The sequence below is a fragment of the Giesbergeria giesbergeri genome (genome assembly GCF_054779375.1).
The window spans coordinates 1-17,381 of record NZ_BAAGYJ010000004.1 but is presented as its reverse complement, the minus strand read 5'-3'; the positions used below and the strand labels follow the sequence as shown (position 1 = coordinate 17,381).

Below are 17,381 nucleotides of genomic sequence, written 5' to 3'. Positions count from 1 at the left end.
TTACCAGCTTGCATCCAGCCCGAGCAGGGCCAAGGCTTCGTGGCGCAGTTGGGCCAATCGGGGGTCTCCCCGGTGGCGTGGGTAGGGCAGGTCGTTGACTAAAATTTGCTTCACGGTGGCGGGGCGCTCAGAAAACACCACCACCCGTTGGGCCATGAACAAGGCTTCTTCTACATCGTGTGTCACCAGCAAGGCTGAAAACCCGGTGCGTTGCCACAGCTCGACCAACTCGGTCTGCATGGCAATGCGGGTCAGGGAGTCGAGCTTGCCCAGCGGCTCATCCAGCACCAGCAAACTGGGGTCGTTGACCAACGCGCGTGCCAAGGCCACACGCTGTGCCATGCCTCCAGAGAGCTGGTGCGGAAAGGCTTTGGCAAAACCCTCCAACCCCACCCGCTTGAGCGCATCGTCCACGCGGTGGCGCTGGGTTTTGAGGAGCCCACGCGCTTGCAGCCCCAAGGCCACGTTGTCCCACACGGTGCGCCAGGGAAACAGCGTGGGGTCTTGGAACACCACAATCCGCGAGGGATCGGGGTCTGTGATTGGTTGCTCATCGTGCAGCAACTGGCCTGTGGTGGCAGGTTCTAGCCCGGCCACCAATCGCAGAAAAGTGGACTTGCCGCAGCCGCTGGGGCCGAGCAGGGCAACAAATTCGCCGGGCGCTACCGCAAGGTTCAAATCATTGATGACTTGCAAAGCCCCGCTGGGCAGATGGAACCAATGGCTGACATTGTGTGCTTCAATGCGGGCGCCTTGGCCTTGGCCTTGGCCTTGCGGGGCGGCGGTGGTGGGGTGGGCCGATGTGGCCTTGGGGGGCAAAACGGTGCTCACCATTTGACCATCCCCTTTTGCCACGACAGCACCCGATCGCGGGCCAAAAACAAGAGCGAGATCACGCCAGAAAACAACAGGGCCATCACCAGCAGCGCACCGTACATATTGGGGTAGCTGGCCCAGCCTTGGGCCCAGGTCAGATACCAGCCCAGCCCAGACTTGACGCCCAACATCTCGGCCACTACCAGCGTCGAAAACGCAGCGCCCAGCCCCATGAACAACCCGACAAACACTTGCGGCAGTGCCGCCGGAATGGCTACCCGCAGCACCAAAAACCAAGGCGAAGCCCCCATTGTGCGGGCCACGTCATAGTAGTTCTTGTTCACGCTGGAAACCCCCGACCAAGTCAGGATAGCCACTGGAAAGGCCGTGCCCAGCGCAATCAGAAACACAGCGGTAGACCAGCTCGACGGGAAGAAGTAGAACGAGATGGGCAGCAATGCCGTGGTGGGCAAGGGCCCCAGCACGCGCAACACGGGATGAATCCAATAATTCGCCTGCCGAGACCAGCCAATCAGCACCCCCACCACAAAGCCCGTTCCTCCGCCAAAACCAATACCGATCAGCAGCAGCTTGATCGAATTGGCCGCGCAATCGATCAGCCGTTCTCCATCTGAGATAAAGACCTCGGCCAAACTTTGTGGCGGCGCAAAGAAGGGGGTGGGCAAGGTGCCCAGCTTGGCGGTGAACAGCTCCCACAGTGCCAAGCCCAATGCAGAGGCCACCAGCCACGGCCCTGCCAAGCGCAAGCGTGGCAGCAAGGCACCTGCCAATGCAGGGGCCAAACCGATGGTTGCCAGCACCACGGCCACCGCGAAGGCCACCCAAGCAAACTCAGTGGTGTAGGCCCAGTCGCTAAAGCCCACTTCTTTGTTGGGCCAAGCGTAGGTCAGGCTGCCCAGCACACCCCAGGCCAACGCGGCGATTAAGCCGCCCCACCAAGGTGAGAGGCGTTCTGCATGGGCGCTGGCCGGTGTGTGCGCTGTGGGGCGGCGCAAGGCAGCTGCCACTGGGATAGGAGGGGGAAACAGTTTGTCGGCGGTAGTGCTCATGTTCAGGCTCCTAGGGGCTTAGCCCAATACGTCTACGGTGACGTGCTTGGCTAGCCGTGCGGGGTCGGTGCCGGGCTTGAGCACATTGACCAGTTTGAAATCGCGGGCATAGAACTCGACTTCTTTTTGCAAAGCTGCACCGTGTGGATGGCTGCGGTGGGTCAGCGTGCCCAGCACAGCACGCAAGTCTTCTAGCGAGGCTTTGGAGTAGGGCTTGTAGAGCTTGGCGGCCTCATTGGGATAGTCGGCCACAAATTCCGAGGCTTCATTGATGGCACGCACCAGCGATGCCACCACTGGGCGCTCAGCCTGTACCAGCTTGGTGCCTACCCCCACCACACAGCAGGTTTTGGCGGCATATTCGCCCGACAGGTTGGTGGCCAGATCGACCAATCCTTTGGTGCGGCGCTGGATCAGTGCCAAGTTGGGGTCACTGTCGGCTATGGCATGGGCTTCGCCCTTTTCGACAGCCAGCCCCAGCATGTCGGCCGGAAACTGGCGCCAAGTCACGTCCTTGTCGGGGTTCAGACCGGCCTTGACCAGCAACACCGAAAAGAAATTTTTGCCCGGACTGTTGAGGTCAGAGACCGCAATCGTCTTGCCTTTGAGTTGGGCCAGTGTGGTGGCCCCGGCAGGTTCATAACCCACCAGCCGCACGCAGCCGCCGTGGCTGCTGCCCACCAGCTTCACATCCAGCCCAGACTCTAGCGGCTTGATCCAGCGGTGGATCATGCCCAGCGCGGCATCGGCCTTTTGCGTGGCAATGGTTTCGAGCAGTTGGTCAGTGGAGCCAGCAAAGTTGATGAGCTCTACCTGCAGCCCATGTTTCTCAAACAGTCCGCGCTCCAGGGCCACTGGGGCCGCGGCCAAGCACGGGGCATTGGCATTCCAAGCCAGCTTGAACTGGCGCAGCTTGCCGGTCGTGCCTTGGGCCAACACATGGCTGGCCGCCATGCCAGTGGCGCCCACGATCCCCGCTGCCCCGACAGCGCGCAGCCATTGGCGGCGTGACCCGATGAAATCTTGTGTTGCGACCATAAAAACCCCCTCTTCCTGAAATGACAGCTGCACGCACCAGCGTTTTGTGCTGTGTTCGCGTGCCCGAAAAGTCTGCATTGCATCCCAGTGCGTGGCTTGGGGGAACGAAGAAAAACGGCCATCTATATGCAAAAGAATCAGCACCGCAAATGCGGGCGATGCGATGCAATGCCAACCCTTGCTTCTCTCTTGCACCCGTCTATCTATGCGTTTGCACCCTTCATCCCATCGTCTGCGCCACTTTGTGCAGCAGCTGGCAGCCCTGCTGGAGCGCCAGCCCGCCGAGCCAGAGATCCTGACCCAGGGCAGCGCCCTGTTGGCCGATTTGGTCGCCCATGACGACTGGTTGCCCAATGACTACGCCCAGCCGCAACCGCAGTATTACCAACAAAATTTGCTCCACGCCGATGCGCTGGGGCGTTTTTCTGTGGTCAGCTTTGTGTGGGGGCCGGGGCAGTCCACGCCCATCCACGATCACACCGTGTGGGGGCTGATTGGCCTGTTGCGCGGCGCAGAGGTGTCGCAGGGTTATGCGCAAGATGCACTGGGCCGCTGGGTGCCCAGTGGCGCACCCGTGGTGTTGCGGCCTGGTCAGGTGGAGGCGGTCTCGCCCACCGTGGGTGATGTGCACCGTGTGAGCAATGCGCTGGCCGACCAGCCCTCTATCAGCATCCATGTGTACGGTGCCAATATTGGCGCGGTAGAGCGGTCAGTGTTTTTGGAGGATGGCAGCCGCAAGCCCTTTGTCTCGGGTTACAGCAACACCGCCTTGCCCAATATCTGGGATTTGTCTACCGAGAAGAACGCCGCCTTGCAGGCGGCGGCGGTTGTTGTTTGAGTCTGCCTGTCTTTTTTGCTTTTCTGAACCACACTATGACCCATCCCTTGCCTTTCAAAACCTTTCAGGATGTGCGCCAGGCGCTGCTGGCGCAGCAAGAAATTGCACTGATCGATGTGCGCGAAGAAGCCCCTTTTGCCCAAGGCCATCCGTTGTTTGCCGCCAACTTTCCCGCAGGCCGTCTGGAGCTGGATGCTTGGAGCCGTATTCCTCGGCGCGATACCGCCATCGTGGTCTATGACAATGGTGAGGGGCTGGCCGCACCGGCAGCACGTACCTTGCAACAACTGGGCTATACCGATGTGGCCTTGCTCCACGGCGGGCTGCAAGGCTGGAAGGATGCGGGCGGTGAAATCTTCATCGATGTGAATGTGCCCAGCAAATCTTTTGGTGAGCTGGTGGAATCGGTGCGTCACACCCCCTCGCTGGCCGCCGAAGAGGTGCATACCTTGCTCAAACAACATGCCGATGTGGTGGTGCTCGATGCCCGCCGCTTGGATGAATACCAGACCATGAGCATTCCTGGGGGCATCAGCGTGCCGGGGGCCGAGTTGGTGCTGCGCGCCCAAGCCCTCGCCCCCAATCCAGCCACACAGATCATTGTCAATTGTGCTGGGCGTACGCGCAGCCTGATTGGTGCCCAGTCGCTGGTGAATGCGGGCATCCCCAACCCGGTAGCGGCTTTGCGCAATGGCACCATTGGCTGGACGCTGGCTGGCCAAACCTTGGAGCATGGTGCCGACCGTCGTTTTGGCCCCGTCTCGCCAGAGCAACAGGCCCAAGCGGCCCGCCAAGCCCGTGCGGTGGCCGACCGTGCCGGGGTGCGCCACGCCCAGCTCGCAGATGTGGCACATTTTGTGGCCCAAGCAGGGCGTACCACCTACCTGTTGGATGTTCGCACCCCCGAAGAATACGCGGCAGGCCATTTGCCGGGCTTTCGCAGTGCCCCCGGCGGCCAATTGGTGCAAGAGACCGACCACTGCGCCCCCGTACGCGGCGCACGCATTGTGCTGGCAGATACCGATGGGGTGCGCGCCCACATGACCGCTTCTTGGTTGGCGCAAATGAACTGGGAGGTTTGGGTGTTGGACGGTGTGCCTGCCAGTGCCTTTGTTGAGGTGGCTGCCCCCGCCCCCAGTTACCCAGAGCCACAAGGCCCATTGAACTTGGTGCAACCGGTTGAGTTGGCCAGTTGGCTGCAAACGGGGGCTGCTGCTGAAACAGTGGTGATCGACACCACCACCAGCGCCAACTATGTCAAGCGCCATATTCCGGGGGCTTGGTTTGTGTTGCGTTCCCAACTGGCTGAGGCTGTGGCCCATCTGCCAAAAGCCCGCCGTTATGTGCTGACCTGCGGTAGCAGCCTGCTCGCCCGTTATGCCGCCGCTGATGTGGCACGTCTGACCGGGGCAGAGGTGTATGTGCTGCAAGGCGGCACTACCGCTTGGATAGAGGCGGGATTGCCACTGGAGCACGGTGCCACCCATCTGGCCTCGCCCTGCATTGACCGCTATCGCCGACCTTATGAAGGCACCGACAACGCCCGCGAGGCCATGCAAGCTTATCTGGACTGGGAGTTTGGCTTGGTTGAGCAATTGGGCCGTGATGGCACACATGGCTTTCGGGTGATTTGAGCCGCAACGCGGCCCGCACAATGGCTGCCCGTACAGGGCAGCCATTGCCATTGGTCATGTGGCCAGTGGCTCCCGAGCGTAACGATTGATGGGAAATGGCAGCCCCAGATTGCCCCGGAAGGTGCTGGCGGGGTATTCGGTGCGTAGCAGCCCACGCTGTTGCAACAGTGGTACAGCCCATTCGACAAAATCCTTGAGCGAGGTATTGGGCAGCGCCTCAAAGAAGTTGAAGCCATCGGCAGCACCCCCCTCAAACCAACGCTGGATTTCATCTACCACCTGTTCTGCTGTGCCCACAAAAGTGCGTTTGGGCCGGGCGTACCACTGTGCTGCTTCGCGCAGCGTCAGGTGGTGGGTCTTGGCATATTGCTTGATTTTGTCGCTGGCTGCCTGTTGGCTGTTGCGCCCCAGGTCGCCCAGCTCTGGGAAAGGGGCATCCAGTGGGTATTGCGAAAAATCATGGTCGTTGAACGGCCGCGCCAGTGCCGCAATGGCGTTGTCTATCGGCACCAGTGCCGCCAACGCTTCGTATTTGCGTTCTGCCTCTTCGGCAGTGCGCCCCACAATCGGGCGAAAACCGGGCAGCAAAAACACTTGGTCGGGGTTGCGGCCCGCGGCAGCGACACGCTCTTTCACCTCTTGGTAGTAGGCGCGGGCTTCTTCAAAGCTGTCGGCATGGAAGAAGATGGCATCGGCCCGTTGGGCAGCAAAGTTTTTGCCATTCTCTGAGGCACCAGCCTGGAAAATCACCGGCTGGCCTTGTGGTGAACGGCTGATGTTGAGCGGCCCTTCCACCGAGAAGAACTCGCCTTGATGGTCTAAGCGGTGCAGCTTCTGTGCATCGAAGAACTGGCCGGTTTCTTGGTTGCGCACCAGTGCATCGTCTTCCCAAGAGTCCCACAGTCCTTGCACCACGTCCAAGTGTTCGTTGGCTAGGCGGTAGCGCACGTCGTGGGCATAGTGTTGGTGGCGGCCATAGTTGCGGGCGCTGCCATCGAGCCAAGAAGTCACCACATTCCAGGCAGCCCGCCCACCGCTGAGATGGTCTAGCGAGGCCAATTGTCGGGCCACGGTAAATGGCTCGCTGTAGCTGGCAGTGATGGTGGCTACCAGCCCGATGTGGCGGGTCACGCTGGCCAATGCCGACAGAATTGTTACAGGCTCAAAGCGGTTGAGGTAGTGCGGGCTGGAGCGTGGGGTGATGTGGACGCTATCGGCCACAAACAAAAAGTCGAATCGGGCTTGTTCGGCCAGTTGGGCTTGGGATTGGTAAAAACGAAAGTTGGTGCTGGCATCCGTCACAGCCTCTGGGTGGCGCCAGTCGCCCCAGCCAGCCCCCACGCCATGCAGAACAAAACCCAGTTTGAGGGTGCGGGGCGCTGGGGCCGTTGCGGTAGTCATGAATTTTCCTTGTGGGCAGAGTGGATAAAAGCCACAGCGTAGGCCGTCGTCTGTGGCCGACCAACCAAGAAAAACAACTATCGGTATGCGCAGAAAACAGCCCGCTTCCTGACCAAACACCTGCTATGCCGTGCGGCGGCCTTTGGTAGGTGGGGCCACGCCCGTAGCCTCTGTGGTATGGCCCGGCAACAAGCGCAGCAGGCCCAAGCCCACTTGGGCCGCCTCAACACGAGAGCCAACATTGAGCTTTTCAAAAATATTCTTCAAGTGCCATTTGACGGTCTCGGGGGCCACTTGCAAAGCACGGGCAATTTCTTTGTTGGACAGCCCTTGGGCAATATGCCCCAGCACTTCAATTTCGCGTCCACTCAGCAGTGGTGAGGCCGTGCCGGTATGGGGCTGGACAGCAGGGGTCAGCGCGGTATCTGGCCGGTGGTTGGTATCCAGCAGCTCTAGCAATTGCCCGACGATGGAGCCTACAGGCTCCAAAGGCCGGGCGGTGTAGCTCTGGCGTGCGCGCAGCAGGCCAACCATCACGGCCCCTTCATCAATAAAGCTTCCCACCATGCCTTGGGCTTGGGCATAGGCCAGCGCCTGATCCAAGGCGCTAAAAGCCTCGGTTTGGCTGCCGCGCTGGTCGAGGGCCAGTGCCAGCAGCATGGAGGCAATGGCATGCAGGTAGGCCATGCCTGCGGCGTGTAGGCGGCTCTGCACTTCCGTCAGCCGTTCAACCGCCTGCCCGGCCCGGCCTTGGGCCATGGCCAGCCGGGCTTGGGCAAAGGCATGGCTAGCGTAGGTTTCTAAAAAGCTGCCTATGGGCGAAGGCTCAGTCGTGGGCATGGCGGCGCTGAGTTCGTCTACCACCCTTTGGGCTTGCTCTAGGTCTCCGTGCAACAGGTGTAGACGCACGGCCTCGGCATCACAACTGGCCCGCAGTCGCAACCACTGCCGCACCCCGGCCAACTCTCTGCCTTCATCCAGAATGGTCAATGCCCAGGCCAAGTCACCCCGCCGGGCAAACCAGCGGGCGCAGGTGCGACAGTACCGCTGTAGTGACCCCAGAGCGCAGGCCTGTATGGCTATGGCTGTGCGCCCTGCAATCACTTGCTCCACCCGCACCATGTCGTTGCGCTCGTAGTAAATCTGGGCCAGATAGCCTGCGGGCAGCACAGCGGCAGCGGCGTAGCGGCCCACCATGCCTTCGGCCTTGCTCAGGGCTGCTTCAAAGATGGCTGCCGCCTCGTCAATTTCCCCTTGTACCAGCGCACTCAGGCCAAACATGCTGGTGCAGTAAACGTCGGCATACAGCGAGACTTCGCTGTCGAGGTCGCGTCTTTCCGTCTGGCGCAACTGCCGTACTTCGTCAAATCGTCCAGCGTAGGGCAGCCCAAATGCCAATGCTGCCTCGGCAAAGCGCCGCACCCATCCGGGTGCCGTAGAGGACGCTTGTGCCTGTGCGTGTGCCAAACGGCCCAGTTCCATCGATGTGTGCGAATCGTCCATGAGCCCGGCATTGAGGGCTCTGGCTGCATTGATTTCGGCCAACAGTGACGTGTCGGCAGCCGAGGTGTGGCCCAAGGCTTGTTGTTGTGTCACCTCCTGCGCTAGTAGGGCCGCTGCTTCGGTGGTTTCGCGGCCCCGCAAAGACAACAATTGCGCCCAAATCCGTGCCAGCCGCAAGCGGCGGCGCTCCTGCACGATTTCTGGGGGCAATTTAGCCAGCCAGCCCAGCACGGTGCGCACATCGCTGCGGCCAATCAGTGCCATTGCTGCGGCCTCCACCCAACCTGCGGCCTGTGCCATGTCGCCACAGGCCAGTGCATGGCGCACAGCCTCGGGCCAGAGTTGCTGTTCGGCAAACCAAGCGCCCGCCCGCCGGTGCAGTTGGGGTAGCTCGGTGGCCAAGCTGCGTTCGGCCCGTCGGCGCAGTGCAGCCGCCATCAGGGCATGGTAGCGGTACCAGCGCCGTTCTTCGTCCAGCGCGCGCAAAAACAGGTTGTGCTGCTCCAGCCATTCGAGTTTTTCCCAGCTACTGCCGTGCTCGGCCATGACGGCATCGCACACCTCAGGCCCAAGGCGCTCCAGAATGGAGGTGCGCAAGGCAAACTGCTTCATGGCCGGAGGCATTTGTGCCAACACCGTGCTTTCGAGGTAGGCGTCAATGCCGTACCGATTGCTGGTAATGTCGTGGGCCACTTGGGCTGCATCCACAGATTGTTCCAGCGCCAACGAGGCCAGTTGCAGGCCAACCACCCAGCCTTCGGTAGCATCGTGCAGCATTTGCACACTAGAGGGGTCTAGTGCCACCCCCCGTGTTTGGCACAGAAAACGGCGTGCATCCTCTACCGTAAAGCGTAGCTCGTCAACGCCGATGTTGAGCAACTGGTCTTGTGCCCGCAGTTCGCCCAGATTCAGGCCTTGGTCGTGCCGTACCCCCATCAGCAGATGAAAATTGGCTGGGGCGTAGCGCAGCAGCCGCAGCACTAGGGCACGGATGGTCTGTGAAGTCAGTCGGTCAAAATCATCTAACACCAGAAACACTTGCCGCGGGTCGGCAGCAATTTCGTTGAGCAGCACCGACACAATGGCGTTGACGGGGGTCATGGGGTCGTCACGCAGCAGTGCTTCGGCTTGTCCGCCCACACCACCCAGGCGCAGGCAGCCCAACAGGTAGGCACCAAACTGCTGTAGATCGTTGTCTTCGGTGTCTACACTCAGCCAGCCCACCACATGCTGGCGTGCGCGCAACTCCTCACACCATTGGCGCAGCAAGGTGGTTTTGCCAAAACCCGCCGGGGCCGTGACCACTGTCACGCGGCGCTCTAGGGCTTGTTCTAGGCGTTGGCACAGGGCCAACCGCGCCACCTGCCTGCGGGGGGGGCTGGGGGGCGTCATTTTGGTCTGGATCAGCGTCAGGTGCCAGACGGGACTGGAGAGGGGGACAGGCCCAGACATACAAACAAGGTGCAAACAGATGGAAATTCCGGCCTGCCATGCCGGGCAACGGATGGCCGCAAAGGATAGAGCCGGACTCTGAGAGTCTGGGTCGAGCCCCAAACTGAATCACCTTGGCAGTGTCAAAAATTTTAGCATTGGGGCTGCTTCCAGCATCAGATGGGCCACACAGGGTTTGCCCTGCCAGCCCGTCTTGGGCAAGGGCGGTGGCCTGATTCAGGTGGGGTGATCAGGGTTTACCACTATGGCCTCCCCCCCCATCGCCAATGGCAGCGCCTCCCCTTTGCGGGGGGATGCTTTCAGGGGTGGTCGCCCTATGCTTTCTCTATGGCGGCGTGCGGGGTTGCACAAGCCGCAGCACCAGGAGACACAGGCATGGATGCCCTTCCGTTGATTGACCGTACCCCTTCAGCCTACGCTTACCCGCTGCTGATCAAGCAATTGTTGACCACCCCCTTGGCCGTCAATCCAGACCAAGAGATCGTCTACCGCGACCAGTCCCGCTACAGCTACCGCCAGTTTCGCCAACGCATTGGTCAGTTGGCCAGCAGCCTGCGCAGTGCAGGCGTTCAGCCCGGCGACACCGTGGCTGTGATGGACTGGGATAGCCACCGCTATCTCGAAGCTTACTTTGCTGTACCGATGATGGGCGCGGTGCTGATGACGACCAATGTGCGCCTGTCACCTGACCAGATCACCTACACCCTCAACCACTCGGGCGCTAAGGCATTGCTGGTGCACGCCGACTTTTTGCCGGTGTTGCAGGAAATACGCCCCCGTTTAGAGACGGTGCAGACCTTCATCTTGATTGCCGACGGCCAGACGCTGGCGTTGCCCGAAGGCTTTGGGGGCGAATACGAAACCTTGTTGGGTCTGGCCAGTGCGGATTACCCGTTCCCAGATTTTGACGAAAACACCCGCGCCACTACTTTCTACACCACCGGCACCACCGGCCTGCCTAAGGGGGTTTACTTTAGCCACCGCCAACTGGTGTTACACACGCTGGCAACGATGGGGGCATTGACCAGTGCGGTCGATCAAGGGCGCATCCACCGCGATGACGTCTATATGCCCATGACACCGATGTTCCATGTCCATGCGTGGGGGTTGCCGTATATCGCTACGCTGATGGGCCTGAAACAGGTTTACCCAGGCCGCTACATACCCGACACCCTGTTGGCGCTGATTGCCAAAGAGAAAGTGACCTTCTCGCATGGGGTGCCTACGCTGCTGCACATGGTCTTGAACCATCCCGCTGCCGCACAGACAGATCTGCGCGGCTGGAAGATGATCATTGGCGGATCGGCCCTGTCGCAAGGGCTGGCCCAAACCGCCGTAGAGCGTGGCATTGATGTGTTTACGGGCTATGGCATGTCAGAAACCTGCCCGATCCTGACACTGGCCCAAATCAAGACACCGTTGCAGGGCAATGCCGAGCGTGAATTGCAGGTGCGCACCACCACGGGGTTGCCCATTCCGCTGGTAGACCTGCGCATTGTGGACACCAATATGCAGGATGTGCCCCACAACGGTACGGCCTCTGGTGAGATCGTGGTGCGTGCGCCTTGGCTCACACAGGGCTACTTCCAAGATGCCCCCAACTCCGAAGTGCTGTGGGAGGGGGGGTATCTGCACACCAATGACATTGGTGTGATTGATGCGCATGGCTACCTGCGCGTGACCGACCGTATCAAAGACGTGATCAAGACTGGCGGGGAGTGGATTTCCTCGCTAGAGCTGGAAGACCTGATTTCACGCCACCCGGCAGTGTCTGAAGCCGCAGTGATTGCCGTCAATGATGCCCGCTGGGGCGAGCGCCCTATGGCCTTGGTGGTGTTGCGCCAAGGTTGCACGGCCTCGGCACAAGACATTCGCGAGCACCTGACCCATTTTGCCAATCAGGGCCATATCTCCAAATTTGCTGTGCCCGAACAGGTGCAGTTTGTGGAGTCGATTGCCCGCACCAGCGTGGGCAAGCTCAACAAGCGGCAATTGCGCCAAACCTACCAGAGTGCCCAAGCCCCTGCACCCACAGCCCAGTAAGCCGTTTCCTCTTCTATTCAACCCATAAAAAAGTCCCCTATGAGCTACGCCGCCCCCGTCAAAGATTTGATGTTCAACGTACAGCACTTGGCCCAGTTGGAGCAGATGGCTGTCCAAGTGCCCGCTTTTGAAGACGCTGGTTTGGAAACCGCCCAAGCTGTCTTGGATGAATGTGCCCGTTTTCATGAGGGGGTTGTGGCCCCACTCAACCGTGCGGGCGACCTTAATCCCTCGTATTTTGAGGATGGCAAGGTAGTCACCACCCCTGGCTTTAAGGAAGCCTTTCAGCAATTTGGCGAAGGAGGCTGGCAGGGCTTGCAGCATCCAGCACAGTTTGGTGGTCAGGGGCTGCCCAAAACTATTGGTGCTGCCGTCATCGAGATTCTGAACCAGTCTAGCCTGAGCTTTGCGCTGTGCCCCTTGCTCACGGATGGGGCTATTGAGGCGTTGCTGACCGCCGGTTCGCCCGAGCAGCAGACCACCTACATCCCCCCGATGGTGGCTGGCACCTGGACTGGCACCATGAACCTGACCGAGCCCCAGGCAGGCTCTGACTTGGCCTTGGTGCGCACCCGTGCCGAGCGCCAACAGGATGGCAGCTACAAAATCTTTGGCACCAAGATTTTCATCACGTATGGCGAGCATGACATGGCCGAAAACATCGTCCACCTCGTGCTGGCCCGTGCGCAGGGTGCGCCCGAGGGCGTCAAGGGCATTAGCCTGTTTATTGTGCCCAAGGTGTTGGTCAATGCCGATGGCTCTTTGGGTGAGCGCAACGATGTGCATTGCGTCAGCATTGAGCACAAGCTGGGCATCAAGGCCAGCCCTACGGCCGTCTTGCAGTTTGGCGACCACGGCGGCGCTATTGGCTATTTGGTGGGCGAAGAAAACCGCGGCTTGGAATACATGTTCATCATGATGAATGCTGCCCGCTTTGCCGTGGGGGTGCAAGGGGTGGCGGTGGCCGAACGCGCTTACCAGCAAGCGGTGCAATATGCCCGCGACCGTGTGCAAAGCCGCCCAGTAGACGCCAGTGCCTCTGGCGCGGTGGCCATCATCCAGCATCCCGATGTGCAGCGCATGCTGTTGACCATGCGTGCCTTGACCGAAGGCTGCCGGGCTATGGCCAGCGTGACAGCAGCTGCCTACGATTTGGCCCACCACCATCCTGATGAGGCCACCCGTCGGCACAACCAAGCGTTGTATGAGTGGCTGGTGCCGTTGGTCAAGGGCTACAGCACCGAGATGAGCCAAGAGGTCACGACACTGGGTGTGCAAGTGCATGGCGGCATGGGCTTTATTGAGGAAACGGGGGCGGCCCAGCACCTGCGCGATGCCCGCATCCTGACCATTTACGAGGGCACCACGGCCATCCAAGCCAATGACTTGGTGGGCCGCAAGACCGCCCGCGATGGGGGGCAGATGGCCTTGGCATTGGCCGAGCAAATTGCGGCCACCGAGGCGGCCTTGGCCCAAGGCAGTGACCACGCCCGCGCCGTGGCAGCGCGGCTACAGGCGGCCCGTGCAGCCTTTGTTGGTGCGGTGCAGTGCATTGCCTCTCAGGCCAAGTCTCAACCCAATGCGGTCTATGCCGCCAGCGTGCCTTATTTGATGCTCGCAGGCAACTTGGTGGCAGGTTGGCAATTGGCCCGCTCTCTGGAGGTGGCCGAGCGTGAGCTGGCGGCAGGCCGTGATGCAGAGTTCATGCAGGCCAAGATTGCCACCGTGCGTTTCTATGCCGACCACATCTTGCCCCGCACAGGAGCGTTGCGTGACAGCATCGTCAATGGCTACCAAGGCATGGCTGCCATGCCCCTGAGCGCGTTCTGAGTACCCCACGTCCTACAACCATTCCAGGAGACCGTTATGCAACGTGAAGTCGTCGTCGTCAGCGCAGTCCGTACCGCCATTGGCACTTTTGGTGGCAGCCTCAAAGATGTGCCTCCCACCCAATTGGGGGCGCTGGTGGTCAAAGAGTCTTTGGCCCGCACCCAAACAGAAGGCAAGGATGTAGGCCATGTGGTGTTTGGCCATGTGGTCAATACCGAGCCACGCGATATGTACCTGTCGCGCGTGGCGGCCATTGAAGGGGGCTGTGCCGAAGGCACGCCTGCGTTCAACGTCAACCGCCTGTGTGGTTCGGGTCTGCAGGCGATAGTCTCAGCCAGCCAGAGTATTTTGTTGGGTGACACCGACATTGCCATTGGTGGGGGGGCTGAGTGCATGAGCCGTGCTCCCTATGCCAGCCTCAATACCCGTTGGGGTGCCCGCATGGGAGACACCCAGATGGTGGACATGATGGTCAGTGCCTTGCACGACCCTTTTCACAAAATCCACATGGGTGTGACAGCCGAGAACATTGCAAGCAAGTGGGGCATCACGCGCCAAGAGCAAGACCATTTGGCTATGCAAAGCCACCAGCGCGCCCAACACGCTACGCAGGCGGGTTATTTCAAGGATCAAATTGTTCCCGTCATGCTCAAGAGCCGCAAGGGCGAGGTGGCCTATGCCACAGATGAGCATTTTCGCCCCGATGCCACGCTGGAAGACTTTGCCAAACTCAAGCCAGTGTTTGTGAAAGAAAACGGCACTGTTACTGCGGGCAATGCTTCGGGTATCAATGACGCTGCGGCTGCGGTGCTGCTGATGGAGGCGCAAACCGCACAGGCCCGTGGTCTTCAGCCCTTGGCCCGTTTGGTGGCCTATGCCCACGCTGGGGTAGATCCCAAATACATGGGCATTGGCCCCGTGCCTGCCACGCAACTGGCCCTCAAAAAAGCGGGCCTGACAGTGCAAGACTTGGATGTGATTGAGGCCAACGAAGCCTTTGCAGCACAAGCCTGTGCTGTGGCCCGGGACTTGGGCTTGGACCCTGCCAAAGTTAACCCTAATGGCTCGGGCATCTCGTTGGGTCATCCCATCGGTGCCACTGGGGCATTGATTACGGTCAAGGCTGTACACGAGTTGCAGCGTATCCAAGGCCGTTATGCGTTGGTGACGATGTGCATTGGCGGAGGCCAAGGCATTGCGGCTATTTTTGAGCGAATCTAAACCCCATGAGCAGCAGGACATTGAACATGTTTGAAGGAAAAAACCTGCGACTGGTGCCCTTGGATGATGGGTTGGTGGAGCTGTGTTTTGACGGCACCGGTGAGGCCGTCAACAAGCTCAACCAGTCCACAATGGCAGAATTTCGGCAGGCGTTGGCCTTGCTGCAACAGACTCCAGCGGTGCGGGGGTTGTTGTTGAGCAGCGGCAAAGACAGTTTTATTGTGGGTGCCGACATTTTCGAGTTTCGGGCGTTGTTGGAGCGTTCGCAGGCCGAGATAGAAGCCGCTGTGGTGCAGGGCAGTGCCACCCTGACTGCGCTGGCCCAGTTGCCTTTTCCGACAGTGGCTGCCATCAACGGAGCGGCTTTGGGGGGCGGCTTGGAGGTGGCTTTGGCCTGTGACCACCGTGTCATGGCCGAAGGGGCCGTGGTGGGTTTGCCAGAGGTCAGTCTGGGCATCATCCCCGGTTATGGTGGTTCTACCCGGCTGCCGCGCATTGCCGGGAGTGCGGTGGCGTTGCAGTGGATCACGAGCGGCACCTCCCACAAGGCGGCTGCGGCCCTACAGGCGGGCGCGGTGGATGCCATCGCAACGCCCGACGCTCTGCGCAGTACGGCACTGGCTTGGCTGACCCAAGCGGCCCACGGCCAGCAGGATTGGCAAGCGTATCGGGCGCGCGTCCATGCCGGTGTGGCACTGGATGCTGCGGTGCTGGAGCAGGCCCGTGTCAGCACAGCCAAAACGGCTGCCCACTACCCCGCAGCCTCGGCCTTTGTGCAGTTGTTGGCAGACACAGCCTCCCAAGAGGCTCCCGCCGCTTTGCAACAGGAGGCGCAGGTGGCTGCCCGCCTGTTCAAGACAGAAACAGCCGCCTCACTGGTGCGCCTGTTTGTCAACGACCAGTTTCTGAAAAAGAAGGCCAAGGCCTATGCCCGGCAGGCTCGGCCCGTCAAACAAGCGGCGGTGTTGGGCGCGGGCATCATGGGAGGGGGCATTGCCTACACCAGCGCCGTGCGCGGCGTTGCTGTGCGCATGAAAGACATTGCCCAGCCTGCACTGGATTTGGGGCTGGCCGAGGCCGACAAGCTGCTGGCCAAGCAAGTGGCTTCGGGCCGCATGCCACCCGAAAAAGCCCAGCAGGTGCGGGCATCCATCCACGCACAACTCGATTTTGCAGGCTTTGAGCAGTCCGACATCGTGATTGAAGCCATTGTCGAGAACCTGGGCATCAAGAAAAAAGTGCTGGCCGAGGTGGAGGCGTTGGTAGGCCCAGAAGCCATCATTGCCTCCAATACCTCGTCACTGTCCATTGCCGACATGGCCAGCGCCTTGCAGCGGCCACAAAACTTTGTTGGCATGCACTTTTTCAACCCTGTGCCACAAATGCCACTGGTAGAAGTGATTCAAGGCCCGGCCACCGATGCGGTGGCAGCCGCCTCCACCGCTGGCTATGCGGTGGCCATGGGCAAGACACCCATTGTGGTACAGGACTGCCCCGGCTTTTTGGTCAACCGCATTCTGGTGCCATACTGCCTGGCCTTTTTGCGGCTGGTGCATGATGGGGCCGACTACCAGCAGGTGGATCGGGTCATGGAAGCCTTTGGCTGGCCGATGGGGCCCGCTTATCTGGCCGATGTGATCGGGATGGACACACTCGAGCATGTGTTGCACATCATTGCCGATGGCTACGGCCCTCGGATGCAGCCCGATTTTCCGTTGGCCGTAGAGCTGCTGGTGCAGTCGCAGCGGTTGGGGCAAAAGTCTGGTGCAGGGTTCTTCCGCTACGAAACCGATGCCAAGGGCAAGCCCAAGCGGCTGGTAGATGAGGGCGTTTCGGCCCTGCTGGCTGCTGTGCAGCCCCGTGGCCCGCGCAGCTTCACAGACGCAGAGATCATAGACCGCATGATGCTACCGATGGTGCTAGAGGCCGCACGTTGCCTAGACGACAACATTGTGGGTTCAGCCGTGGAGGTGGACATGGGGTTGATTCTGGGGCTGGGCTTTCCGCGCCATTTGGGCGGCATCCTGCACTGGGCCGACCGCATCGGTTTGGCCGAGATGGTGCGCCGTTGCCAAAGCTACCAATCCATTTCACCACTGTATGCACCAGCACCCGCCGTGGTGCAGCGTGCGGCAGCGGGTCGTTATTTCCATGATTGAGAGATTGAAACTATGAAAATTCTCGTACCGGTCAAGCGCGTGGTGGACTACAACGTGAAAGTGCGTGTCAAATCCGATGGCACCGGCGTGGACATCGCCAACGTCAAAATGAGCATGAACCCCTTTGACGAAATTGCCGTCGAAGAAGCCGTGCGCCTGAAAGAAAAAGGCTTGGTCACTGAGGTGATCGCCGTCTCCTGCGGCACCGCCCAGTGCCAGGAAACCCTGCGCACGGCCATGGCGATTGGTGCCGACCGCGCCATCTTGGTCGAAACCGAGGCCGAACTGCAACCGCTGGCCGTGGCCAAGCTGCTCAAGGCGCTGGTGGACAAAGAACAACCCGGCCTCATCATTTTGGGCAAGCAAGCCATCGACG

Annotated in this window: 12 protein-coding genes; 7 read left to right on the top strand and 5 right to left on the bottom strand. The window is 60.5% G+C overall.

Features of this window, described 5'->3' with window-relative positions; genetic code table 11:
* The 3 genes from ACYVB2_RS09025 to ACYVB2_RS09015 are packed head-to-tail and all read right to left on the bottom strand — an operon-like array spanning position 1 to position 2,924.
* A complete protein-coding gene (locus ACYVB2_RS09025; RefSeq protein WP_382432771.1) occupies positions 1 to 834 on the bottom strand; it encodes an ABC transporter ATP-binding protein in 834 nt (277 codons plus the stop codon).
* Positions 828 to 1,886 carry an ABC transporter permease gene (locus ACYVB2_RS09020; RefSeq protein WP_382432773.1) on the bottom strand — a complete coding sequence of 353 codons (1,059 nt, stop codon included), beginning with the start codon at positions 1,884 to 1,886 and terminating at the stop codon, positions 828 to 830. Before ACYVB2_RS09020 ends, ACYVB2_RS09025 begins: the two co-directional genes overlap by 7 nt.
* A gap of 18 nt (positions 1,887 to 1,904) precedes the next feature.
* Positions 1,905 to 2,924, bottom strand: a complete 1,020-nt coding sequence (locus ACYVB2_RS09015) for an ABC transporter substrate-binding protein (RefSeq protein WP_382432775.1) — start codon at positions 2,922 to 2,924, stop codon at positions 1,905 to 1,907.
* A 205-nt stretch (positions 2,925 to 3,129) separates the two neighbouring features.
* On the opposite strand from ACYVB2_RS09015, the gene ACYVB2_RS09010 reads away from it, so the two are divergent.
* On the top strand, positions 3,130 to 3,762 hold the full coding sequence (locus ACYVB2_RS09010) for a cysteine dioxygenase family protein (protein WP_382432777.1): 633 nt from the start codon (positions 3,130 to 3,132) through the stop codon (positions 3,760 to 3,762).
* Between the two features lie 35 nt (positions 3,763 to 3,797).
* Positions 3,798 to 5,396, top strand: coding sequence for a rhodanese-related sulfurtransferase (locus ACYVB2_RS09005; protein ID WP_382432779.1), 1,599 nt, complete (start codon positions 3,798 to 3,800; stop codon positions 5,394 to 5,396).
* Positions 5,397 to 5,450: 54 nt separating this feature from the next.
* Here ACYVB2_RS09005 and ACYVB2_RS09000 read toward each other — a convergent pair whose 3' ends face one another.
* Positions 5,451 to 6,797: an LLM class flavin-dependent oxidoreductase gene (locus ACYVB2_RS09000; protein WP_382432781.1), complete on the bottom strand. Its 1,347-nt coding sequence runs from the start codon at positions 6,795 to 6,797 to the stop codon at positions 5,451 to 5,453.
* 123 nt (positions 6,798 to 6,920) lie between these two features.
* The gene (locus tag ACYVB2_RS08995; protein ID WP_382432783.1) at positions 6,921 to 9,752 is read right to left on the bottom strand and encodes a LuxR C-terminal-related transcriptional regulator; all 2,832 of its coding nucleotides are present in this window, start codon (positions 9,750 to 9,752) and stop codon (positions 6,921 to 6,923) included.
* A gap of 375 nt (positions 9,753 to 10,127) precedes the next feature.
* Here ACYVB2_RS08995 and ACYVB2_RS08990 point away from each other — a divergent pair, with 375 nt between their 5' ends.
* The 5 genes from ACYVB2_RS08990 to ACYVB2_RS08970 form a co-directional block, all read left to right on the top strand.
* The gene (locus ACYVB2_RS08990; protein WP_382432785.1) at positions 10,128 to 11,795 is read left to right on the top strand and encodes a fatty acid--CoA ligase; all 1,668 of its coding nucleotides are present in this window, start codon (positions 10,128 to 10,130) and stop codon (positions 11,793 to 11,795) included.
* A gap of 39 nt (positions 11,796 to 11,834) precedes the next feature.
* On the top strand, positions 11,835 to 13,625 hold the full coding sequence (locus tag ACYVB2_RS08985; protein ID WP_382432787.1) for an acyl-CoA dehydrogenase: 1,791 nt from the start codon (positions 11,835 to 11,837) through the stop codon (positions 13,623 to 13,625).
* Between the two features lie 36 nt (positions 13,626 to 13,661).
* Complete coding sequence (bktB, locus tag ACYVB2_RS08980; RefSeq protein WP_382432789.1) at positions 13,662 to 14,846, top strand: beta-ketothiolase BktB; 1,185 nt, start codon at positions 13,662 to 13,664, stop codon at positions 14,844 to 14,846.
* A gap of 26 nt (positions 14,847 to 14,872) precedes the next feature.
* Complete coding sequence (fadB, locus tag ACYVB2_RS08975; protein ID WP_382432791.1) at positions 14,873 to 17,005, top strand: fatty acid oxidation complex subunit alpha FadB; 2,133 nt, start codon at positions 14,873 to 14,875, stop codon at positions 17,003 to 17,005.
* Positions 17,006 to 17,017: 12 nt separating this feature from the next.
* On the top strand, positions 17,018 to 17,381 hold a 364-nt coding region (locus ACYVB2_RS08970; RefSeq protein ID WP_460536232.1), incomplete at its 3' end, for an electron transfer flavoprotein subunit beta/FixA family protein.